The organism is Aminobacter sp. HY435 (genome assembly GCF_027568395.1).
Classification (GTDB): domain Bacteria; phylum Pseudomonadota; class Alphaproteobacteria; order Rhizobiales; family Rhizobiaceae; genus Aminobacter.
The window spans coordinates 193742-216407 of the sequence record NZ_JANKZL010000004.1 but is presented as its reverse complement, the minus strand read 5'-3'; the positions used below and the strand labels follow the sequence as shown (position 1 = coordinate 216407).

14 protein-coding genes and 1 pseudogene are annotated in these 22666 nt (G+C 65.1%); 4 read left to right on the top strand and 11 right to left on the bottom strand.

The genetic code is table 11. From position 1 onward, the window contains the following. Positions 1-103 precede the first annotated feature (103 nt). Positions 104-592 carry a RidA family protein gene (locus PCJ21_RS06005; RefSeq protein ID WP_269930465.1) on the bottom strand — a complete coding sequence of 163 codons (489 nt, stop codon included), beginning with the start codon at positions 590-592 and terminating at the stop codon, positions 104-106. Between the two features lie 194 nt (positions 593-786). Between PCJ21_RS06005 and PCJ21_RS06000 the strand changes: the two genes are divergently transcribed. After that, positions 787-1482 carry a TetR/AcrR family transcriptional regulator gene (locus PCJ21_RS06000; RefSeq protein ID WP_269930464.1) on the top strand — a complete coding sequence of 232 codons (696 nt, stop codon included), beginning with the start codon at positions 787-789 and terminating at the stop codon, positions 1480-1482. A 187-nt stretch (positions 1483-1669) separates the two neighbouring features. Here PCJ21_RS06000 and PCJ21_RS05995 read toward each other — a convergent pair whose 3' ends face one another. Further along, positions 1670-2728, bottom strand: coding sequence for a succinylglutamate desuccinylase/aspartoacylase domain-containing protein (locus tag PCJ21_RS05995; protein ID WP_269930463.1), 1059 nt, complete (start codon positions 2726-2728; stop codon positions 1670-1672). A gap of 158 nt (positions 2729-2886) precedes the next feature. Further along, positions 2887-3987 (bottom strand): NADH:flavin oxidoreductase/NADH oxidase, encoded by a 1101-nt coding sequence (locus tag PCJ21_RS05990; protein ID WP_269930462.1) that lies wholly within the window; start codon positions 3985-3987, stop codon positions 2887-2889. Between the two features lie 133 nt (positions 3988-4120). On the opposite strand from PCJ21_RS05990, the gene PCJ21_RS05985 reads away from it, so the two are divergent. The 3 genes from PCJ21_RS05985 to PCJ21_RS05975 all read left to right on the top strand — a co-directional run bounded on the left by PCJ21_RS05985 (position 4121) and on the right by PCJ21_RS05975 (position 8021). Next, the gene (locus PCJ21_RS05985; protein WP_269930461.1) at positions 4121-5422 is read left to right on the top strand and encodes an amidase; all 1302 of its coding nucleotides are present in this window, start codon (positions 4121-4123) and stop codon (positions 5420-5422) included. 199 nt (positions 5423-5621) lie between these two features. Next, positions 5622-6680 carry a sugar phosphate isomerase/epimerase family protein gene (locus tag PCJ21_RS05980; protein WP_269930460.1) on the top strand — a complete coding sequence of 353 codons (1059 nt, stop codon included), beginning with the start codon at positions 5622-5624 and terminating at the stop codon, positions 6678-6680. Positions 6681-6848: 168 nt separating this feature from the next. Beyond that, a complete protein-coding gene (locus PCJ21_RS05975; protein ID WP_269930459.1) occupies positions 6849-8021 on the top strand; it encodes a Gfo/Idh/MocA family protein in 1173 nt (390 codons plus the stop codon). 53 nt (positions 8022-8074) lie between these two features. On the opposite strand, the gene PCJ21_RS05970 is transcribed toward PCJ21_RS05975, so the two are convergent. The 8 genes and pseudogenes from PCJ21_RS05970 to PCJ21_RS05935 all read right to left on the bottom strand — a co-directional run bounded on the left by PCJ21_RS05970 (position 8075) and on the right by PCJ21_RS05935 (position 22529). Further along, entirely contained in the window at positions 8075-9799 is a 1725-nt protein-coding gene (locus PCJ21_RS05970) for a restriction endonuclease (protein ID WP_269930458.1), read from the bottom strand. Between the two features lie 154 nt (positions 9800-9953). Then, positions 9954-10148, bottom strand: a pseudogene (locus PCJ21_RS05965) (sulfate ABC transporter ATP-binding protein); the annotation flags it as partial. A gap of 369 nt (positions 10149-10517) precedes the next feature. Then, positions 10518-11561: a sulfate/molybdate ABC transporter ATP-binding protein gene (locus PCJ21_RS05960; protein WP_269930457.1), complete on the bottom strand. Its 1044-nt coding sequence runs from the start codon at positions 11559-11561 to the stop codon at positions 10518-10520. Positions 11562-11574: 13 nt separating this feature from the next. After that, positions 11575-12459 (bottom strand): sulfate ABC transporter permease subunit CysW, encoded by an 885-nt coding sequence (gene cysW / locus PCJ21_RS05955; protein ID WP_269930456.1) that lies wholly within the window; start codon positions 12457-12459, stop codon positions 11575-11577. After that, entirely contained in the window at positions 12452-13303 is an 852-nt protein-coding gene (gene cysT, locus PCJ21_RS05950; RefSeq protein ID WP_269930455.1) for a sulfate ABC transporter permease subunit CysT, read from the bottom strand. Before cysT ends, cysW begins: the two co-directional genes overlap by 8 nt. Positions 13304-13325: 22 nt before the next feature. Beyond that, positions 13326-14354, bottom strand: coding sequence for a sulfate ABC transporter substrate-binding protein (locus tag PCJ21_RS05945; RefSeq protein ID WP_269930454.1), 1029 nt, complete (start codon positions 14352-14354; stop codon positions 13326-13328). A 275-nt stretch (positions 14355-14629) separates the two neighbouring features. Continuing rightward, positions 14630-16726 carry a penicillin-binding protein 1C gene (gene pbpC / locus PCJ21_RS05940; RefSeq protein ID WP_269930453.1) on the bottom strand — a complete coding sequence of 699 codons (2097 nt, stop codon included), beginning with the start codon at positions 16724-16726 and terminating at the stop codon, positions 14630-14632. A 334-nt stretch (positions 16727-17060) separates the two neighbouring features. After that, entirely contained in the window at positions 17061-22529 is a 5469-nt protein-coding gene (locus tag PCJ21_RS05935; RefSeq protein ID WP_269930697.1) for an alpha-2-macroglobulin family protein, read from the bottom strand. Positions 22530-22666 lie beyond the last annotated feature (137 nt).

Below are 22666 nucleotides of genomic sequence, written 5' to 3'. Positions count from 1 at the left end.
TTCGTTGGAGCGCTTCCGCTTTCTTCGGAAAGTGAAAACGCTCTATCTTCCTGTTTCGACGCAAGTCCGAACGGAAAACCGCACCACACTTTCCTGGAATTGCCTAGTCGAGCACGACCACCGCTTCAACCTCGAAAAGCATGGGGTCAACTGCAAGCTTGGGAACAGGAACAAGTGTCTGCGCGGGCAGGGCCTCGCCGAACATTTCCTTGACGTTTTGGGTCAACACCCCAAGCTTGGACATATCGTGATCGACCACGAACACCGTGAGCTTGGCTACCTGGTCCGGCCGGGCGCCAAGGGCATCGAGCGCGGTGCGCAAATTTGCGTAGGCCTGCTTAACCTGAACGGCGAAGTCGGGCGACAGGACTCCCGTGCTGTCCTGGCCGCCCTGTCCTGAAATGTAAGCCAGCCTGGCTCCGCCGGGCACGATCACCGCCGTGCTGTAGCCATTCGGCGACGGGTCGTGGAGGTTGCGCGGATTGACGATGGTCAGCTTGAGATCGTTCTCAGTCGCTGTCGTCGTGGTTGGGCCGCCAATGGTCATGATGAAGAGACCTCCGATAAGCAAGTGCTTGATTGTGCCTGGCATGATTTGCTCCCGGTTCTGGGGGGCTGCGGGCAATCCAGGTTCGCAGCCCGCCGATTGCACCCTGGCCCATCGCCCAAAAACTTCTCGTACCATGTACTATTAGTGATGTGGTACGTTGTACGAGTCAATCGGTCAGCATCGACAATCCTGACGTTGCCTGCCAAAATCGGGGCTCCGACCAGCGAGGAAGACGAATGGCAGCCAAGCGTGGCGGCGCCCGAAGCAAACGCGCTCAACCGACAAGTGCGCTATCCCGGACGGTGCGTGAGCAGCGCAGCGAACCGCCCCTCTCTCTGGACCGTATCGTGTCGACGGCGGTGGAATTGCTGGACGCCCAGGGGGTGGACGGATTGACCATGCGCAGACTGGCCGATCGTCTTGGCTCGGGGGTGATGAGCCTCTATTGGCACGTCGACAGCAAGGAGGATGTGTTTGATCTGGCGCTCGACTCGGTGCTCGAGTATCGCGGACCGCCGCAGGCCGGTGGGTCTCAAGACTGGCGCGAAGATGTCATCCACATGCTCGAAGACTGGCGTGCCAGCATGCTGCGCCATCCCTGGTCGGCATCGCTGTTGCCGCGCCGGGCGCTCGGCCCGAACATCCTCAGTCGCCTGGAGTTGCTGAGCAAGACCTTGTCCGGGGCCGGTGTGGCGGATGCAGACATAAACGTTGCGATATGGTCGCTCTGGAACCATGTCATGGGCTCCACCATCACCCGGGCGAGCTTTGACCGCTCGGACGACGACCGGGCCGAAGCGCAGCAGCGCCTAACACGTCTCCGCGAGCGCTATCCGACAATCGAACGCTCCCGGCTGCTGTTGGACGACGAATGGGACGGCACCTTCCAGAAGGGGCTCGGCTTCCTGCTCGACGGCCTCTCGCCAAGATGACCTTTTTCATTCTGGAGCAATTCCAGGAAAAGGTAACGCGGTTTTCCGTTCGGAATTGCGTCAAGACAAGGAGGTGGAGCGTTTTCGAGATCCGAAGGAAAGTGAAAACGCTCTGCAGGCAGGCACGACTTGCTGCGACGGACGGCCGTCGCGCCATTGCTGGCGCGCAACGGCTTCTCCCTCGACCCTAGGCCTCCAGCGCGCCCGAGCGGGCGTCCGCGCTCGGCGCGACGCCGACCAGCTTGACGAGGTCGTCGCCGGCGCGGGTGAAGCGGTGCGAGCGGCGGGTCAGGATGTAACCATCCTGCGGCGCGAACACCTCGACCCGGCTGTCGGCCTCGCCCGGAATGTGGACGATGGTGGCGATACGCGTGCCTGCCTTGATGTGCTCGCCGGGCGCAACGTCATAGAGGATCGCGCCGGAACAGGGCGACTTCACCATCTCGATGTGAGTGATCGGCTGCGCCACGCCGGCGAACGGGGCAGGGGCTGCAACGGTCGTGTCGGCAATCACGCCGCGTGCCACGAGAAGCCGGTAGATGCCCTCGGCGTCCTTTTCGGCAGTTTCGGCATTAACGTCGGAGGTGCCGCGATACTCGACCGTCGTCACCACGCGCCTGTTGAGGCGCGCCTCTTCCGGCGCAAGCTGCAGCCACGGGTGCAGCGAGGCCTCGTCGAAGGACGAGCCCGACTGACCGCCCCAATGGATGACGGCGTCGACGCCCATCGCCGCGGCGCAATCGGCCATCGCGGGCCAGAGGGCTTCGGGAACATAGAGATAGGCGACGCCCTCGTCGTCGCAGTGCAGGTCGAGCACGATGTCGTGGCCGACCGAAAGCTTGAGCAGCCGCACCTTGAGCCGCCTGTCCGCCGGCATGGCGATCTCATCGCCGGGGAGGAGGCTGACGTCGGGCCGCTCGAGCAGCGGGAATTCGCGGTTGTAGTTGACGCGGGTGCCGAGATCGAATCGGCCCTGCATGTTGTGGAAATGCAGCTGGTTGAAGCCGATCGGATTGGCGCGCGGTACGATCGTCAGGTTGCCGAGGATGCGGCCTTCCGCTTCCGCCTTGCGCAACTTGGGCATCAGTGCGTCGATTGCGACGACGCCCGGCAGTTCGTCGCCATGAAGGGCGGCCTGGATGTAGGCCGCCGGAGCTTCGGCCGAGGACCCTTCGATGCGGTAGACCGGCAGCTCATAGGCAATGCTTTCGCTGTCGCCACGGATGATTTCTACGGTCTTTTGCATCGTCTGGTCCCCTCTGGTTTCGCGAGCAGCCCTAGCTGCTTGGGCGGCAAGAAACCAGTCCCCGCCTGCTCGAACACGCGCGTCGGTCGGCGGCCGGGCGCCGATGGCCTGTCGCCTGCGTTCTGGGCAACAGGCCGTCGGGTCCTGCCTGCCGTCGCTCAGGCGGCCGAGCCCCACTGCTTCATCAGCCCCGCCGAGCGCGCCAGTTGCGGCGCGGCGTGGAAGGGATGGCCAAGCGCGGCTGCGGCCCGCCATGGCCAGCGCGGGTCGGCGAGCAACGCACGCCCGAGCGCCACCATGTCGGCGCGGCCGTCGCGGACGATGGCGTCTGCCTGGGCCGGCTGGTCGATCATGCCAACGGCGCGCACCGGAATGCCGGTCGCCTGCTTCAGCGCTTCGGCGAGGTGGACCTGATAGCCGGGGCCGGTGCGCAAGCTCTGGTGCGGCGAGTTCCCGCCGCTGGAGCAGCAGATATAGGCGATCCCGGCCTTGCGATACGCATTGGCCACCGCGATGGCTTCCTCCAGCGTAAAGCCGCCGTCGACCCAGTCGGTCAAGGACATGCGCGCGCCGACCATCAGATTTGGCACTGCCTCGGCGACCCGGCGCGCCACCTCGATGGGAAAGCGCATGCGGTTTTCCAGCGAGCCGCCCCAGCGGTCGGTGCGGTGGTTGGACAGCGGCGACAGGAACTGGTGCAGCAGGTAGCCATGCGCCGAATGCAGCTCGATGAAGTCGAAGCCGGCGCGTTCCGCCCGCTTGGCTGCATCGACGAAATGGCCGATGGTCTGTTCGATCTCTTCCTCGGTCAACGCGTGCGGCACCTGCCAGCCGTCGGCATAGGCGAGCGGCGAGCACGAAATCACCGGCCAGGCGTCCTCTTCGGGCTTCAGCGGCCCCGAACCTTCCCACGGCCTGTGGTTGGAAGCCTTGCGGCCGGCATGGGCCAGTTGCACACCGAACTTGGCGCCCGGTGTCGCCACCCGCCTGGCGGCGTCCAGTGCGCGCCTGGCGGCCGCCTCGTTGGCGTCGGAATAGAGACCCATGCAGCCGTGGCTGATGCGGCCGCGGCGCTCGACGTCGGTCATTTCGACCGTGATCATGCCGGCGCCGGACATCGCCAGGTTCATCCAGTGCTGCAGGTGCCAATCAGTGGCAGAGCCGTCGTCGGCCGAATACTGGCACATCGGCGCGACGGCGATGCGATTGGGAATTTCGAGATTGCCGAGCGTGATCGGCGAAAACAGATGGGCGGTCATGGCGGCTCCGATGCGTGGAAGAGGTGAATGTAAGATGTTTGCGGCCATCGACAACCGTATTGCATGGGGCCAGCGCGTGTTATTGCTCGCTGCCATGACTGCCGGCTGAACCAGGCGACGAACAGGTGGACGGATGACTGCAAGGGAACGGCTGGAGGCGATCCTGGCGCGGCTCGAGGCGCGCGCCGGCGAAGAGCGCGTGTTCATGAAGCTCTACGCCAAAAGCGCGCGCGCGGCGGCGGCCGCCGCCGATGCGCGGGCCGCCGCTGGGCTTTCGCTTGGGCCGCTCGACGGCGCGATAGTCTCGATCAAGGATCTGCTCGACGTCGCCGGCGAACCGACGCTGGCCGGGTCGCTCATGCGCCGCGAGGCGGCGCCGGCGCGCGAGGATGCGCTGGTGGTGCGCCGGCTGCGGCGGGCGGGTGCGGTGATCGTCGGCAAGACGTCGATGACGGAGTTCGCCTTCACCGCGCTTGGCATCAACCCGCACTATGGCACGCCTGGCAACGCCGCCGACAAGACGCTGATCCCCGGCGGATCGTCGTCGGGGGCAGGGGTTTCGGCGGCGGAAGCCACGTCCGACATCGCCATCGGTTCCGATACCGGCGGTTCGATACGTGTGCCGGCGGCCCTCAACGGCGTCGTCGGCTTCAAGCCGACGGCGAGGCGCGTGCCGCTCGACGGCGCGTTTCCCCTGTCGCCGTCGCTCGATTCGCTCGGGCCACTGGCGAGAACGGTCGCCCAGTGCATCGCCACCGATGCGATCATGGCCGGCAAGGAGCCGTTCGAGCTTGCGCCGTTGTCGCTCGCTGGCCTGCGCATCGCCGTGCCGCGCGGCCGGCTGATGGACAGCACTGACGCCATTGTGGGAGCTGCCTTCGATCAGGCGCTGAAGCGGCTCGCGGAGCGCGGCGCGCAAATTTCAGACATCGACATCGACGATCTGCTCGGCAGCATGCGCGAGGCGACGCGTGCGGGCTCCATCGCCGCGATGGAAGGAGCCGAAATCCACGCCGACTGGCTTTCCGCGGGCGCCAAGACACCCGTCGACCATCATGTCAGCGGATCGCTGGGCCGCGCCATGCAGGTGCCGGCGACAACCTACATCCGCACCATCAGGCGGCGCGCCGAACTTGCGGCTGCCATGGACGAGAGGCTTGCGTCCGTCGACTTCCTCGCGCTGCCGACGACGCCGATCGTCGCCCCGCCGATCGCCGAGATGCTGGCCGACGAGATGCATGCCAACCGTATCGAGGGCCTGTTGCTGCGCAACACCCAGGTCGCCAACCAGTTCGACCTCTGCGCCCTGTCGCTGCCGATGCCGGACACGGCGCTTCCAGCCGGCCTGATGCTGGTCGGCCGTCATGGCCACGACCGCCGCGTGCTGGGCGCCGGGCTGGCGGTCGAGTGGCTGTTGCGGGGACAAGCCAGGTAAGGGCGCTGATCAGAGGGGACGGCATCGTCACCCACTGATGCGATCGCGGGAGCCGACCGCTATTGGCTCAGCGCCGGGTGATGGTTTCTGCCGTTCAGGTCGATCGTTCGCCCGGTGCGTGGCCTCTTGCGGAGCCGGCCCGAATAGTGGTCATCTGGGTCCATAACGTTACAGACCGGAATCGGACGAGGAGTTTGCCATGCCGTCGACAATGAAGGGTCCAGCGATCTTCCTTGCCCAGTTCGCAGGCGATTCCGCTCCGTTCAATTCTCTGAAATCGATTACATCGTGGGCCGGAGATCTCGGCTACAAAGGCGTGCAGATCCCCACGCCCGACGCGCGATTGTTTGACCTGCAGAAGGCGGCGGCGTCGAAGACCTATTGCGACGAGATCAAGGGCATCTGCGCGGAGGCGGGCGTCGAGATCACCGAACTGTCCACCCATCTGCAGGGCCAGCTGGTCGCCGTCCATCCGGCCTATGACGCCCAGTTCGACGCCTTTGCGCCGGAAGCCGTGCACGGCAACCCCAAGGCGCGCCAGCAATGGGCGGTCGAACAGATGAAGCTCGGCGCCAAGGCATCGCAGAACCTTGGCCTCAAAGCCTGCGTGTCGTTCACCGGCGCACTGGCGTTTCCCTATCTCTATCCCTGGCCGCAACGCCCTGCGGGCCTGATCGAGGTGGCGTTCGCCGAGCTCGGAAAACGCTGGCGGCCTATCCTCGACGTCTATGACGAGGCCGGTATCGACCTCTGCTTCGAGCTGCATCCAGGCGAGGACGCCTTCGATGGCGCGACCTTCGAGATGTTCCTCGACGCAGTCGGCGGCCACAAGCGCTGCAACATCAACTACGACCCCTCGCACTTTCTTTTGCAGCAGCTCGACTATCTCGCCTTCATCGACATCTACCACGAGCGCATCAAGGCGTTTCACGTCAAGGACGCCGAGTTCAACCCCGACGGTCGCCAGGGCGTCTATTCGGGCTACCAGGGTTGGCTGGGTCGCGCCGGCCGCTTCCGCTCGCTCGGCGACGGCCAGGTCGATTTCACCGGTATCTTCTCGAAGCTCGCCCAATATGGCTACGACAGCTGGGCGGTGCTCGAATGGGAATGCTGCCTCAAGCACCCGGAGGACGGTGCCGCTGAAGGCGCGCCGTTCATCGAAAGCCACATTATCCGTGTCACCGACAAGGCTTTTGACGATTTCGCCGGCGGGACGACGGACCGGGCGATGCTCAAGACGATGATGGGGATCAGTTAAGGCGGAATTGTACCCCCTCATCCGGCCCTTCGGCCCACCTTCTCCCCGTGGGGGAGAAGAGGCAAGCGGCGAAGCCTCAGGCGTCCTCCCCCCACCGGGGAGAGGGTGGCCGAGCGTAGCGGAGGCCGGGTGAGGGGGGAACGTCAAAGGTTCAGGGGAGGGACAAGAATGGTCGGGGCATCGAAATCCGGAGACGGCAGCGGCCCGATCCGCTACGGCATGGTCGGCGGCGGGCAGGGCGCCTTCATCGGCGGCGTGCACCGCATCGCTGCCCGCATGGACGGTGACTTCCAGCTGGTCGCGGGCGCGCTGTCGTCCAACCCGGAGCGCGCCAAGGCCTCCGCCGCCGAGATCGGCCTCGACCCCGAGCGCAGCTACACGTCCTATGCCGAGATGGCCAAAGCCGAGGCGAAACGCCCTGACGGTATCGAGGCGGTCGCCATCGTTACGCCCAACAACGTGCACTATCCCGCGGCCAAGGCATTTCTCGAAGCGGGCATCCACGTCATTTGCGACAAGCCGCTGACGGCGACGCTGGCAGAGGCCAGGAAGCTCGCAGCCCTCGTCGAGAAGACCGGCAAGGTTTTCGTGCTGACCCACAATTACACCGGCTATCCGATGATCCGGCAGGCGCGCGAGATGGTCGCCAAGGGCCTGCTCGGCGACATCCGCGTCGTTCAGGCCGAATATCCGCAGGACTGGCTGACCGAGGACGCCGCCGCCAGCGGCCAGAAACAGGCGCTGTGGCGCGCCGACCCCAAGCAGTCGGGCGTCGGCGGGGCCACCGGCGACATCGGCACCCACGCCTACAATCTCGCCCGCTTCGTCAGCGGCCTTGAGCTCGACAGCCTGTCGGCCGATCTCGACGCCTTCGTGCCGGGCCGGCTGCTCGACGACAACGTCAACGTCATGCTGCGCTTCAAGGGCGGGGCCAAGGGCATGATCTGGGCGAGCCAGGTGGCCCCGGGCCACGAGAACGGGCTCAAGCTGCGCGTCTATGGCTCCAAGGGCGGCATCGAGTGGGTGCAGGCCGACCCGAACTATCTCTGGTACACGCCCTTCGGCCAGCCCAAACAACTGATCACCCGCGGAGGCGTCGGCGCCGGAGCTGCCGCAGCGCGCGTCACGCGCGTGCCCTCGGGCCATCCCGAAGGTTATCTCGAAGGTTTCGCCAACATCTACCAGGAAGCGGCGCGGGCCATCCGCGCGGCACGCAAGAAGGGTGGCAAGCCGGCCACGGACGTTATTTTTCCCACGGTCCAGGACGGCGTCGAGGGCATCGCCTTCATCGAGGCCTGCGTGCGATCGTCGAAGAAGAACGCGGCGTGGACGAGGTTGTGAGGGGGGCGGGCGTGCCCTGACAACTGCGTCCGTCTTGCGCCGCTCGGCTTAATTTATCCGTAGTCTCGCAAGTTAAGACTTTGCCTTGCTTCTCGAAGATCGATCTTGGCTTTGATCCCATGGCGTCCCAACAGGTGGAGTAAATTACCACCGGTCATCAGAGTGATTGGTTTGCCTGAGGAGAATTTGTGGGCGTCCGGTCCGTAGTCCGCCGTCGTTACCAAAATTCCACGCGAAGCGTGCTCGTGCTGCATCGTGCCATAAAGATCCCGCACAGCTGCTACACCAACTGTTCGCGTATAGCGCTTGGCTTGTATGACAATCTTGCCCCCGGTTATTGGGTCGGGGTCGAACGCGACGGCGTCTACGCCACCATCACTGCTTGATTGCGTGATCCGGACCTCGCCACCGCGCGAAGCGAACTCCTTCTCGAAAACCTCTCTTACCAAATGCTCGAAGTCTTCCCAGTCCATTGCCGCGAGGTTGGTGGAATCGTCCAAAAACTCGGCCTGGTCCCGCGCGTCGATAAAGCGGCGATCCTCCTTGTTCAGTTTCATAACTGGCGCGATTGGCGCCAGCGCCGATAGTGCGGATGCTGAAACGCCTTTGAGGCTCTTGAAGCAAGCCTTCGGGTCAACCCGTGACAGGTCGATTTCTAGGAATGCTTTTCTCTCAACCAGCACGGACATTATCGTCGCTGAAACATCGTGTCCGCTCGCGCGGTCGATGTAGCTCGCGTAGCCGTTGAAAAGCACTCGCTCGAGATTGTCGTGCTCGTCCGCCTCAAGCAGTTCATGCAGCGACCGGAGGCAAATTTGGTAGCCGACGCTGTCGTAGTTCGCTTTCAGTTCACGATCTGAAACATATGTTTCTTTGAGCTCGCCGGTTGCAGCCACAAATCGTACGGCTTTGATCCGTGGCATGTCATCTGGCGAGGGAAGCCGATACTGCACCAAAAGCGTCTTGGTGTTTCTGTCGTACTCAACCTCAAATGCCTTTTCAAACAACTCATCGTAGTCCGACTCGTCGAGTACGAGGCTGGCATGCTCGACCACCGACGTCGGGTCGCCTGTTGCAACTCCGGCCGCAAGTCTGTCGATCTTTGCATTTTCCGCGACCTGCGCCGCAAGAAATGCCTGCTTGGCGGATTGAGCTTTTGCTTCGAAAGCAGCCTTCGCTGCCGTCCACTCCGCCGTCTGGCGCAGTATGGTTTGCTCCGCGGCCAAATCGGCCTGCCGCCACTCCTCGACTAGGTGTCGGTGTACAGTCTCGGCTGTCCCCAGTTTTGAGCTCGCGCGACCAAATAGCTTGTCCCAGAAGCTGATTTCTGGAGCGATGTATTGAGGCTCTTTCGCTTTGATACGATGTGGTTGAGGCTTGTCGTAGGTCATCTGGCCGCCGTACGGTGACGTATTTTTCATGCCCTCCCAGTCAATTCGATCGCTGACCGTCAGGGTGTGGCCGAGAATGCTGGATAAGCGATCGATGGCCGCAACCGCATCGACGGTCAACTGATCGGCGCCAGCCTTGCCGCTGAAGATCGCCTGCTTCTTTAGAGCTTCCTCCGTCTTATCGTCCCATTGGGCGACGAGGGCATTCACCTTGTGCTGCAGGAGGAAAAGCTCCGGCGCGTTGAGTTCTTTGTGGAGTTTGAGCAGGTCGTGGCGCAGGTCCACGTAGTAGCGCAGAATGCGCGAGCCGTCGGCACTGTATCGGCTTGTCAATTTGCCTAAGTCGATATGTTTGAGATATCGCGATTCAACAAAGACCGTGTTCAATTTCCTCGCCCTCCCCAGAGTCGGATATTACACGATCTAAGCGGCTTTCCATGGGGGCGACAAGTCGATTGCCAGAGGAGCCTCAAGTATTTTGGATGTGCAGTTATTCTCTCTAAAAAAGTTGCAAGGATTCTCAATTGGTGGGGAGCTTGATCTACCTTTGGGTAGAGGTTGCTAGCTGTTTTTCTTGGTGAGGTCTCCCGCGGTAGCCTTCGATCTCGACGCGCTCGCGGGCGCTGCCGATCTCCAGTTCGACCCGGTGGGTGCCCGCCAAGCGCCGGCTCGCCGCCATCGTACCGACGATGCAGCCGCCGCGTTCCTCAAGGAGATCGACGTCGTGCGGGCGGAAATTTGCCTAGCTCGCGAACGATCCGATGACGAGACCGGTCATCACCAACGCAGTGCCGATCGTCGCGAGGAGGGTGAGGGTTGGCAGAACCCCGATGGTGGCGCCTGCTGCCACCACTGCAGCCAGGGATGCAGCGGTATGAGCGCCAACACGGGTCTCTTTCGGACGACTTCGATCATGGGGTTCGATCCTTTCTTCTTTCCGACAATCTAGCCACTCGCCTTGGATAGGCCATATCGCGCACCTGCGACATGAGGACTGGTTGTCATGAGTGAACCGGTCGCCCGTCGTAGCAATCGACGATTGCATCTGGCTCGCCGCCGAGCGCAGCGGAGGCCGGGTGAGGGGTTGCTGCCCCCCAAAGAAAACTCACCCCGCTTGCGGAAACACCTTCCAGCGCTTCGGCCTGAACGCCACGCGGCTTTTCTGCGCGGCGGGATGGCCGACGGGCAGTTCGATCTCGACGCGCTCGCGGCCGCCGCCGATTTCCAGTTCGACGCGCCGCGTCCCGGCGACGCGACGGCTCGCCGCGACCGTACCCGCAATGCAGCCGCCGCATTCGTCGAGCAGCTCGATGTCGTGCGGACGGAAATAGAGCGTCGCTTCGCCGTCGGGCAGGTCGGGCGTCGCGAGGCCGATCGGGCGGTCCGCAATCCATACCTGGCCATCCTCCACCTTCACCGGCAGCGAGCTCGACTCGCCGATGAAGCCGTAGACGAAGGGCGAGTTGGGCGTGTCGTAGACCTCGTCGGCGGTGCCGACCTGCTCGATGCGGCCCTGGCTCATCACCACCACGCGGTCGGCGAGCTCAAGCGCCTCTTCCTGGTCGTGCGTGACGAAGATTGTGGTGTGGCCGGTGGCGTCGTGGATTTCGCGCAGCCAGCGCCTGAGTTCACGCCTGACCTGGGCGTCGAGCGCGCCGAACGGCTCGTCGAGAAGCAGCACCTTCGGCTCGATGGCCATGGCACGGGCAAGGGCGACGCGCTGGCGCTGGCCACCGGAAAGCTGCGCGGGGTAACGCTTTTCGAGCCCCGAAAGCTGCACGAGGTTGAGCAGCTCCGAGGCCCGGGCGCGGATTTCCTTCTTTGTCGGACGCTTGGCCGAAGGACGCACCTTGAGGCCGAAGCCGATGTTGTCGGCCACCGTCATGTGGCGGAACAGGGCGTAGTGCTGGAACACGAAGCCGACATTGCGCTCCTGGATGGTGCGGTTGGAGGCATCCTCGTCGCCGAAATAGATGGTGCCGCGGGTCGGGCGCTCCAGCCCCGCGATCAGGCGCAACAAAGTCGTCTTGCCGGAGCCGGAGGGCCCGAGCAGCGCGATCAGTTCGCCCGACTTGATGTCGAGCGAAACATCGCTAAGCGCCGGGAACCGGTCGAATTCCTTGCGCACGTTGGAAACGCGAACTTCCATCAGTCTGCCTCTGTCAGTGTCCGCGCGTGGCGGCGATCTCGGCGCCGTAGCGGAGCTCGAGAAGGGTTTTGAGCACAAGCGTCACCAGGGCCAGCCCGGCGAGCACGGACGCCACGGCAAAGGCGCCGACGGCATTGTATTCATTGTAGAGGATCTCGACCTGCAGCGGCATGGTGTTGGTCACGCCGCGGATGTGGCCTGACACCACCGAAACGGCGCCGAATTCGCCCATGGCCCGGGCGTTGCACAGCAGCACGCCGTAGAGCAGGCCCCATTTGATGTTCGGCAAGGTGACGTTCCAGAAGGTCTGCCAGCCATTGGCGCCGAGCGAAAGTGCTGCCTCCTCGTCGCCGGTGCCCTGTTCCTGCATCAGCGGGATCAGTTCACGGGCAACGAAGGGGAAGGTGACGAAGATGGTCGCCAGCACAATACCGGGGACGGCGAACAGGATGACGATGCCGTGCATCTTGAGCCAGGGGCCGAGCAGGCTCTGTGCGCCAAACAGCAGCACATAGACCAGGCCGGAGATCACCGGCGAGACTGAAAAAGGCAGGTCGATCAAGGTGATGAGAAAGGCTTTTCCCTTGAATTCGAACTTGGCGACGGCCCAGGCCGCCGCGACCCCGAATACAAGGTTGAGCGGCACGGCGATGACGGCGACGAGCAGGGTCAGCTTGATCGCCGAGATCGTGTCGGCTTCGCCGATGGCTGCGATAAAGGCGCCGATGCCCTTGGCGAAGGCCTGCTCGAAGACGACGATCAGCGGCAGCAGCAGGAAGATGCCGAGGAAGGCGAAGGCTATGAGCATCAGGGTGGCGCGCGCCAGCGGGCGCTCGGTTACCGCCAGCGAGGCGTGCTCGTGGTAGTCGTCGGCGGGGTAGAGCTCCGGATCAGCCATAGCGCTTGCGGCTCCGCGACTGGATGAGGTTGATGATCAAGAGCATCGCAAACGACAGGGCCAGCATGAGCGAGGCAATCGCGGTCGCTGCGGCGTAGTCGTATTCCTCGAGCCGGATGACGATCAGCAATGGCGCGATTTCGGAGACATAGGGCAGGTTGCCGGCGATGAAGATGACCGAGCCGTATTCGCCGACGCCGCGCGCGAAGGCGAGCGCGAAGCCGGTGGTGACGGCTGGCGCGAGACCCGGAAACAGCACCCTCGTTATGGTCTGGAAGCGGTTGGCGCCAAGCGTGGCCGCGGCTTCCTCGACCTCCTTGTCGATCTCTTCGATGATCGGCTGCACCGTGCGGACGACGAACGGCAGTCCGATGAAGACAAGGGCGATGACGATGCCGAGCGGCGTGTAGGCGACCTTGATGCCGAGCGTGGCGAGCAGGCCGCCCATCCAGCCCTTGGGCGAATAGAGCGTGGTCAGCGCAATGCCGGCGACCGCCGTCGGCAGCGCGAAAGGCAGGTCGACCATGGCGTCGACGATGCGCCGGCCGGGAAAGCGATAGCGCACCAGGACCCAGGCGACGACGGTACCGAACACGACGTTGATGGCGGCGGCGATCAATGCGGTGCCGAAGCTGATTTCGAGAGCCTTGACGGTGCGCCGGTCGGTGGCGATGGCCCAGAAATCGGTCCAGCCGAGCGAGGCCGAATGCCAGACCAGTCCCGAAAGCGGGATGAGGATGATGAGGGTGAGGTAGGCAAGCGAGAAGCCGAGCGTCAGTCCGAAACCCGGAATGACGCTCGGCTGCCTGAACCGCCACCCCGCCAAGGCGGGTGCTGAGCTCATGTCGATCCTGACTTCCCTGCTGCTACTGCGCTGGCTTGTAAATCTGGTCGAATATACCACCATCGCCGAAGTGATAGGGCTGCGCCTTTGCCCAGCCGCCAAAAATCGGATCGTCGATGGAAACGAGCTTCAGTTCAGGCAGTTGCTCAAGGTCGGCCGGCGGCACGAGGTCCGGCTTGGACGGACGGTAGTGGTGCTTGGCCGCAATCGTCTGGCCCTCCGCCGAATAGAGGTAGTTGAGATAGGCCTCGGCCACCTTGCGGGTGCCCTTGGCGTCGACATTCGCGTCGACCACGGCGACTGGCGGCTCGGCGAGGATCGACTGCGGCGGGAAGATGATATCGAACTGGTCTGCGCCGAACTCGGCGAGCGCCAGATAGGCTTCGTTCTCCCACGCCAGCAGCACGTCGCCGAGGCCGCGTTCTGCGAAGGTCACCGTCGAGCCGCGTGCGCCGGTGTCGAGCACGGGCACATGCGCGTAGAGATTGCCGACGAATTCCTTGATCTTGCCTTCGTCGCCTGCGAACTGGCCGTTCGCCCAGGCCCATGCCGCGAGGTAGTTCCAGCGCGCGCCGCCCGACGTCTTGGGGTTCGGCGTGATGACTTGGACGCCTTCCTTGGTCAGGTCGCCCCAGTCGCTGATGCCCTTGGGATTGCCCTTGCGAACAAGGAAGATGATCGTCGAGGTGTAGGGCGAGGCGTTGTTCGGAAGCTTGGCGCGCCAGTCCGGATTGATCTTCTTCGATTTCTCGACGATGGCGTTGATGTCGCTTTCGAGCGCCAGGGTGACGACGTCGGCGTCGAGGCCGTCGATCACGGCGCGCGCCTGCTTGCCCGAGCCGCCATGCGACTGCTGGATCGTCACAGTCTCGCCGCTCTCGGCCTGCCAGTGCTTGGCGAAGGCTTCGTTGTAGTCCTTGTAGAGCTCGCGGGTGGGGTCGTAGGACACGTTGAGCAGCGTCGTGTCGGCAAAGGAAGAGCCCAGGCCGCCGAGCTGAACTGCGCCGGCGAGCAGCGCCGAGAGCAATATCGTTCTGCGTGAAGTCGTCATTTCCGCCTCCGTTCGAATATGGTTCTACTCTATCGAACTGGTAGAAATTAGATGCGGCGAATGTTCCGAAGTTTGTCCCGCATCGGCAAAATTAGGCCCTTTCGGGTGCGGTCGCGAAACTTTTTTGCTCGTCCGAAAACGCGTGTCGGGCGCGTCGGTTCCGTTGGGGCAGGCATCGATCCGGGTCGGGCCGCAGGACATCGCACGCGGTCCAGTTCAGGCAACGATTCCGGAAGCAGGACTAACCCGTTGCGCCGCAACGGGTTCGCGTCTTCCTACTCGACGAACACTTGGACACTCGCTGCCCGGCCCGCCGCATCGATGACGGTCAGGGTCGAAAATCCGGTTCCGTCTGGCTGCCAAGTCGCCTCGCGGCGGCGCGCGACCGTATTCAGCGGCTTGCCGTTGGCGAGCCAGCGAAAGGGCGCCCGGCCGCCCTGCAGTTTCAGCACCAGCGGCGAAGCGTCAGCCGAGGATGCGCCGAGTTCGACCCTGGCACCGTCGGGCGGAAAGACGATCTGCGGCGCAGGCTCGGTGATGGCGGCGGCCACAGCCGGCAGCTCGCTTGCGGTCGAGAAGCGCTCCAGCGTCACCGGCAGGTCGGCGCGGGCGGTGCGCAGCGTGCCGGCGGGCGGGCGCGGCAGCGGCATCGACGGCAGGCCGGAGCGGGCGAAACCCTCGAACAGGATCGGGGCTGCCGAGACGTAGCCCGACAGTCCGGGCACTGCGCCGGCGTCGGGCCGTCCGGCCCAGACGCCGAGCACGTAGCGGCCGTCATAGCCGATCGACCAGGCGTCGCGGTAGCCGTAGGAGGTGCCGGTCTTGTAGGCGATGGTTCGTTTCGCGGCACCCTCGGGCGGCTTCACACCGGCAAGGATGTCGGCGATCTGCCAGGCGGCCTGTTCTTCGAGAATGGTGCCGTTGGCGAGCGGGGCAGGCGTGCTCGCCTCCGCCCCGTCGCGCAAGGCCTTGGCGCGGCCGCCATTGGCAAGGCCGGTGTAAAGCTGGACGAGGTCGCGCAGGGTCACGCCGACGCCGCCGAGGCCGATGGCGAGGCCGGGCACTTCGTTCGGCGGCAATTGGGGGATGACGCCGGCCTGGCGGAAGCGTGCGGTCAGCCGTTGCGGTCCGACCGCGTCGAGCAGGCGGATCGCCGGCACGTTGAGCGACAGCTGCAGCGCCTGGCGCACCGAGACGTCGCCCTGGTAGCTCATGTCGAAGTTCTTCGGCCGGTAACCGGCGAAATCGGCAGGACGGTCCTCGATCATCGTTTCCTGCGCCACCAGCCCCTGTTCGAAAGCGAGGCCATAGATGAACGGCTTCAGCGTCGAGCCTGGGGAGCGCACCGTGCGGGTCATGTCGATCCAGCCCGAACGCGAGGCGTCGAGATAGTTGGCCGAGCCGACCTCGCCGAGGATTTCGCCGGTCATGGCATCGGCCATGACCATGGCGACCGAGATGCGGGGACCGAGCCGGCTGGCTGCTTCGCGCGCCACCGCCTCGAGCCCGGCCTGCACGCTCTTGCGCAGCGTCAGCTGGCGCCGGTCGACTTGAGGGGTGTTTCGTAGCGCCGCGTCGGAGACATGCGGAGCCATCGATGGCAAAGCCAGCCGCATCGCCTCGACATCAGCAAGCGCTGCCCGCGCCGCCTCGTTGTCGCCGAGCACGCCCGATGTCACCATGCGCCCGAGCACGCGGTCGCGGGCGGCTTGGGCGTTCTTCGGATTGCGGTCGGGGCGGCGGCGCTCGGGAAGCTGCGGCAGCGCAACCAGCAGGGCCGCCTCGGAGACGGTCAGCCGCTTCGGCTCCTTGCCGAAATAGGCCAGCGCGGCGGCGCGGACGCCTTCGAGATTGCCGCCATAGGGGGCGAGCGTCAGGTAGCGTTCCAGGATCTCTTGCTTCGACAACCGCCGCTCGATCTGGATCGCGCGGGCAAGCTGCTTGAGTTTCGATGCCAGGCTGCGGCTTGCGCGCGGTTCGATCAGCCGCGCCAACTGCATCGACAGCGTCGAGCCGCCGGAGACGATGCGGCCGTTGGCGAGCAGTTGCTGGGCAGCACGTCCCAGCGCCAGCACGTCGACGCCCTCATGCTCCCAGAAGCGCTTGTCCTCGTAGGCGACGAGCATCTTCACCAGCTGCGGGTCGACCTGGTCGAGGCCGACGCCGAGACGCCAGTGGCCACTCGGCGTCGCATAGGCCCGCAACAGCTGGCCATCGCGGTCGAGCACTTCGGCGGAGACGATGAGCTTTTCGGGCAGGGGAGGCGGAAAGGCGCGATCGAGCGCGTAGAGGCCGCCGACGGCGAGGGCTGCCAAGGCGGCGGTGCCCGTCGCCGAGAGGGTGATCCTGCGCTTGGTTCTTGCGGAAAGCATGGCACTGCCCCTCACCCTTACCCTCCCCCCGTGAAGAACGGGGAGAGGGGGACGTCGACGTTGCGGCCGCCTTCCTTCTCCCCGTCATTACGGGGAGAAGGGGCCGGCAGGCGGACGAGGGGCAGCGCTGAGCGGGCAGCTCCAAACGATACCCCCACCCCTAACCCCTCCCCACAAAGGGGAGGGGAAACCTGCGGCACCGCAGCCGCGCGCTTCATCTTGGTTACGTTGGCCCGGGTGGCAGAACTTCGGGCGCAGTATTTCCCCTCCCCCTTGTGGGGAGGGGTTAGGGGTGGGGGTGCAAGGGCGCTCAAGGTCGCACTCCGAAGGCGGATCACTCCGCCTTCACCTCCATCATGCCGGTCGCCGTCCGCGCCGAATACTGCGGACGGTACATGTCCTCGACATTGGCGGCCGGGTGGACGTAGGTGCCTGGCGTCACCGCCCTCACCACATAGGCCAGGGTAAAGTCCTGGTCAGAGCCTGCACTGCTGTTCATTGCGGCAACGAAGCGATCGTTGCGGAATTCCAGATGGGCCGCCTCCGTCTGTTCCAGCCAGGAGAAGTTCGACAGGTTGGCGCTGTTGACCAGCCCCGGATTGTCGATCTCGAAGCCGGCCGGCAACATGTCGGCCACCACCACGCGCGAGGGCCAGTCGTTGAGCTCGCTGATCTTGAGCACGACGACGAAGCGCTCGTTCTGCTGCACTTCGGTGATGTTGGCCTCGCTACCGTCGAGCCGGTAGTAGCTGCGCTCGATGGTGAAGCCGTCGCCGCCGGCAGGCAGCGGCTGGGCAGGGGCAGCAACCGTTGTCACCACGGCCTGGAGCGGGTCCTTGCCGGTGTTGAGGATGGCAATCGGGTTGGTGAGCAAATCGGCCCCGTCGACGCGATCGGAATAGGCGCCATTGCGGGCCGTGCCATTGACGTCGAGCGAGATCGCCTCGTTGCCGGCCTTGAGCGCGCGCGCCGCAAGCAGCATCCAGGCGTCGTCCTGGGTGCTGGTCCACTTCGCCGCCGCGCGGTCAGCGGCGACCATCTTGACCAGCGCCGGCACTACCGAAGGCACCGGCTTGCTCTCTGCTGCGAGCGCCAGCATGGCAGCGCCATCGCGCAGGCGTGAGCCGTAGTCCGAGCGATACCAGTTGAACTCCGGCGTCGCCTTGGCGAGCTGGAGCGCGGCCGCGAAGGTCTGCTCGGAACGCTGGCCGTCGCCATAAAGCGCAAGGCTCGCGCCCAACTGGGCGACCGCCATCGGGCTCGAGAAGGCCTCGAGCTTGGTGTCGGCGAAGTAGCGCAGATCGCCGACGGAGGCCTTCTTGTTGCGCGCCAGCACATAGAGCGCATAGGCGATGTCCGAGCCGCGGTCCTCGACGTCGACGTCGTAGCCGATCGAGTTCTGCAGGTTGTTCAGCGCCTGGATCATCGCTTGCTGCGGCACGTCGAAGCTCTTTTCGCGCGCCCTGGTCAGGAAGTCGGTGACATAGGCGTCGAGCCAGAGGTCGCCGGAGCCAGGACCCCAGAGGCCGAAGCTGCCCGAGGACGACTGATAGTTGAGGACGCGGTAGATGGCGCCCTGGATACGCTCGCGCAGTTCGGGGTCGTCGGCCATGCCGGCTTCCGCCGAAAGCTCGCTGACATAAAGCAGGGGCAGCGCCCGGCTCGTCGTCTGCTCGGCGCAACCGTAGGGGTAGCGGTCAAGCGTCATCAACAGCGAGGGCACGTCGAAAGCCGAGGACTGCGAAACGCCGACGCTGACATGGGCGTCGTCGAGCAGGCTGGCGGCGAGCAGTTCCTTGTCGATGCGCAGCGAGGCGTTGGGCTTGAGATCGACCACCATGCGCGTCGTCACCGGCAGTTGGCCCGGCCGGACGGGGAACGACAGCTCCTGCTGCACCTCGAGCCCGTCGGCATTGGCCAGCCGGATGGTCAGCCCGGCGGTTCCGGCGGTCAGCGGCATGAGCGGGATCGACAGCGTCTGCCGCTTGCCCGGTTCAAGCGTCAGCTTGGCGGGCAGGGCGGCGCTGCCGGTGGACAGGTCGCCCGTCGTCTCCACAGCGAATGTGTAGTCGCCTGATGGCGCGTCGGTGTTGGCGATGTCGAGCCGCATCAGGGCGAAGTCGCCGGGCGCCATGAAGCGCGGCATGCCAGCCGTCAGCACGATAGGATCGCGGACGATCACGTCGCCTGTGGCGTGGCCGACCGCGTCGCTGGTCCAGGCGACGCTCATCACGCGCACCGTGCCGTTGAACTGCGGAATGTCGAAATCGATCGTCGTCTTGCCGTCGGCGTCGAGCTCGACGATGCCGGAGAAGAAGGCGACGAGCTTTTCCTTGGGCGGGCTGCCCTGCGAAGTCATGGCCGCACCGTCGCCGCCGGTGCGCAGCTTGCCCATGGCGCCAAGCGACCCGTCGATCAGGCGGCCGTAGAGATCGCGCAGCTCAAGGCCCAGCATGCGCTGGCCGAAATACCAGTCTTCCGGATCCGGCGCCTTGTAGTTGGTGAGGTTGAGGATGCCGACGTCGACGGCGGCCACCATGACATAGGCCTTGTCCCCGGCCTTGGCGCCGGTGACAGCGACCGGCACCGAGAGCGTCTTGCGCGGCTCGGTCTTTTCCGGGAGCGTCAGGGCGACGTCCAGTTTCTTGTCGGCCGGATCGACTGCCAGCCATTTCAGGCCGATGGCGCGCGCCGGCATGCGCGATTCCTGCGCCTCGCCGGGGCGATACAGCGTTGCGGTCACGTAAGCGCCCGCGCCCCAATCGCCGCCGACGGGGATGTCGACGGTGGCGCCTTCGGCGGGGATGCTGGCATTGATGGTCTTGACCAGCTTTTCCGCGCCGATGGTGACCAAGAGCTCGCCGGCGAACCGCGGCGAGACCTTGAGCTTGGCCACTTCGCCGGCTGCATAGGTTTCCTTGTCGAGGGCGACTTCGAGGCCATCAGGCGTCTCGGTCGAGGTCGCCGAGACATACCAGCCGGCGTCGAACTCGTAGCTCGTCGCGGGACCCGAGGGATCTGATGTCTCGACCTCGAGGCGGTAGCGGCCCCAGTCGACGGGCAGCGATACGGTCGCTTCGGCGTTGGCAGTGAGGTCGACCTGGCCGGTGGCTATCGACTTGGTGAAGGTGACCGGTTCGTAGTTCCAGGAACTGCCCGAGCGATACCACTGGTAGTTCCGCTCGACCTTGACCAGCGACCATTGCGCGCCCTGGAGTTCGGCGCGCTGGCCGTCCGGCCGGGCGGCGATCAGGCTGAATTTGGCGGTACCGCCCTGCGGCACCTCTCCGCCGGCGAAGTCCGGCCGGATGCCGATCATCGTGCCTTGTGGCAGGACGCCGATGTCGAGCCTTTCCTCCACCGCCCGGCCGCCGGTCTCGCGCATGCGCACGGTGACCGCCGCATTGACCAGCCGCGTCGTCGAAGGTGCTGAGGCGACCTCGATCGGGAAGGTGGCCTTGCCGTCGTCGCCGACCAGCGGCAGGCCGCTCAGCGGGGTGCGGGTCGCTTCGCCGTCCTGCTCGTCGGCGAGACCGAAGCTGTAGCCCTTGAATGCGTCCCATTCGCGCTTGGTCGACAGCGTCACTTCGCCTTCGAGCGCCAGTCCGGCCGCCGGCGCGCCATACAGGAAGCGGCCGTCGACGGTCGCGTTCGCGGTTTCGCCCACTGCGATCTCGTCGCGGTCGGAGGTCAGGGTGAATTCGATGCGGTCTGGCACGAAATCCTCGACCAGGAACATATGGCTGGCGATAGCCGGCTGCTTGGGGTCGGTGTGGATATTCATGCTCCAGGTGCCGCGCATCGCGGCAGTGGAGAGCGGCAGGTCGACGGCGTGGCCGCCGGCGCTGCCGTCCTGGCTGACGACGCGCCGGTCTTCGACGCCGTCGGGACGGGTGAAGATGAAGGTCAGCGGCAGGTCGTTGGCCCTGGCGGCGTCATCGCGGGCAAGGGCAGCCGCATGCACCGTCTCGCCGACGCGGTAGATGCCGCGCTCGGTCCAGGCGTAGACGTCCAGCGCGCCCGGGGCTGCGCGGCCGGTGACGCCGCGATCGGACAGGTCGAAGCCGGCCCGCGTCATGTCGAGGAAGACGAAATCGCCGTCGCCGTGGTTGGCCATCAGCACCGCCGGGGCCAGGCCGCCATCGCCGCGGGTCAGGCCAGGATTGAAGGTGGCGCGGCCCTCGGCGTCAGTTCTGGCCGTGCCAAGGATTTCGTTGTTGCGGGCAAGCAGCGTCAATTCCACGTCGGTCATCGGCTTGGCCGAACCGAGCGAGCGGGCAAAAACGTTGAGCCCGTCCTGTCCGGTGTAGGTCGAAAGCCCGATATCCGAGACGACGAACCACTGCGTGGCGCGCGAGGCCCAGGTGTCGCTCCTGTCGTCGACCGGCTGGGCGGTCAGCACATAGACGCCGGGCTTGCGGCTGGGCAGCGCCTCGTCGACCGGGAAGGAGGTTGTCACTTCCTTGTTGAGGTCGTTTGCCACCGCCAGCTGGCCTTCCCAGACCGGCTCGCCCATCTGGTCGGCGATCGAAGAAAGGTCATAGCCGTCGAGCTGGCGCAGGAACTGGTAGCCGGAGAGCAACTGCGCCAGCGACCGGTCGCCGATGCGGTAGAGCTTCATGTCCGCCGCTTCCATGTTGATGGTGACAACAGGGATGCCGCGGCGAGCCGTCGACGGCAGGACGAAGCTGTCGCCGGTGAAGCGGGCCGACTGGGCCCGATCCTGGACATAGACCGACAGCACGACCGGGGCTTCGAGGACTTCCCCGATGGCTGCAGGCAGGCCGGGACGGAAGGCGACGCGATAGTGCTTGCCGTGCTCCAGGCCTTCGACGCAGATCTGCCGGTCCTTGGCCTCGACGCTCTTGGGCGCTGCGTCATCGACGGTGACGAAGGGCGCGTAGTCGACGCCCGCCTTGACCAGCGCCTCGGAAAACTGGGCGCAGACGCGCGGCGAGGTGGTGTCGGCGTCGATGGTGTGTTCGACGACGCGGAAGCCCTTGCGCGCTTTCAGGTCGTCATATTCGGCGCGGATCGCGGCCGAATTGTCGAGTGCAAGGCTTGCCTCGTAGGCCTGCAGCGAGGGACGGAACATGTCGCGCTTGTCGAGCCCGCGCGCCAGAAGTGCCAGGCTGTCGGCGCGAGTGGCGGCGGTCCGCGACAGCAGGTAGGTGTTGTAGGCGCTGGACGTCATGTCGCGCCGGAGCGAGGCCGTCTCCTCGCCGTTGATCGGCGAAACGATGGCGGTGGCGCGGGCAAGACGAGCCCAGATCGCGGCGTCATCGGGCAGGATTGCGACGGCGGCGCGGAACTTCTGCATCGCGGTGCGCGGATCGCCCGACTGCAACGAGCTGTCGCCGGCGGCGGTCAGCGCCGCCAGGCCTTCGTCGCCCGTCACCACCGAGCCGTTGGTCAGCGCGCTGCGGTACTGGCGGGCCTCGTCAATCATCGAGGCTGGGAAGAAGGTCAACTCCGCCGGGGCGCCGATGTCGGGATCGCCGTTGAGCGGCACGACCTTGCCGGCAACTGCGCCGGCGAACGGCTTGATGATGGCGAAATCCGACTTCAGGAAGCACCATTTCGCCTTGGTGTTGTAGGTGAAGGCGCGGCAGGCGGAATCGCCGAGACATGACGTCTGGCACTGGTCGAGCGTCACATTCTGTTCGGACCTCAGGTCGAAGCCGAAATAGTCGCTGCCGTCAGTCGTTTCGATGCGCCGCGGTTCAGCCGCCAGCGCCGCGGATGCCCAAGCCAGGAAGACAAGCACGAAAACAGGAAAAACACGCATCGCACGCATCATCAGTCCCTCCGACAGCTCAGTCGCCGTTCAAGTCGCCATGTTCAGACTTGGCCCCGTACAGTCAATACGGAGCCTGCAGGCCGAGCCCGCGAGGATAAGGTTTGTCTTGGACACAGTGCATGGTATTGCCCCGACCATGC

Bases quoted from the DNA above. Each gene is read 5' to 3' on its own strand.
- PCJ21_RS05945 (WP_269930454.1), bottom strand. From the start codon at position 14,354: ATGACGACTTCACGCAGAACGATATTGCTCTCGGCGCTGCTCGCCGGC.
- PCJ21_RS05975 (WP_269930459.1), top strand. From the start codon at position 6,849: ATGGTCGGGGCATCGAAATCCGGAGACGGCAGCGGCCCGATCCGCTAC.
- cysW (WP_269930456.1), bottom strand. From the start codon at position 12,459: ATGGCTGATCCGGAGCTCTACCCCGCCGACGACTACCACGAGCACGCC.
- PCJ21_RS05985 (WP_269930461.1), top strand. From the start codon at position 4,121: ATGACTGCAAGGGAACGGCTGGAGGCGATCCTGGCGCGGCTCGAGGCG.
- pbpC (WP_269930453.1), bottom strand. From the start codon at position 16,726: ATGCTTTCCGCAAGAACCAAGCGCAGGATCACCCTCTCGGCGACGGGC.
- PCJ21_RS05990 (WP_269930462.1), bottom strand. From the start codon at position 3,987: ATGACCGCCCATCTGTTTTCGCCGATCACGCTCGGCAATCTCGAAATT.
- PCJ21_RS05995 (WP_269930463.1), bottom strand. From the start codon at position 2,728: ATGCAAAAGACCGTAGAAATCATCCGTGGCGACAGCGAAAGCATTGCC.
- cysT (WP_269930455.1), bottom strand. From the start codon at position 13,303: ATGAGCTCAGCACCCGCCTTGGCGGGGTGGCGGTTCAGGCAGCCGAGC.
- PCJ21_RS05960 (WP_269930457.1), bottom strand. From the start codon at position 11,561: ATGGAAGTTCGCGTTTCCAACGTGCGCAAGGAATTCGACCGGTTCCCG.
- PCJ21_RS06005 (WP_269930465.1), bottom strand. From the start codon at position 592: ATGCCAGGCACAATCAAGCACTTGCTTATCGGAGGTCTCTTCATCATG.
- PCJ21_RS06000 (WP_269930464.1), top strand. From the start codon at position 787: ATGGCAGCCAAGCGTGGCGGCGCCCGAAGCAAACGCGCTCAACCGACA.
- PCJ21_RS05980 (WP_269930460.1), top strand. From the start codon at position 5,622: ATGCCGTCGACAATGAAGGGTCCAGCGATCTTCCTTGCCCAGTTCGCA.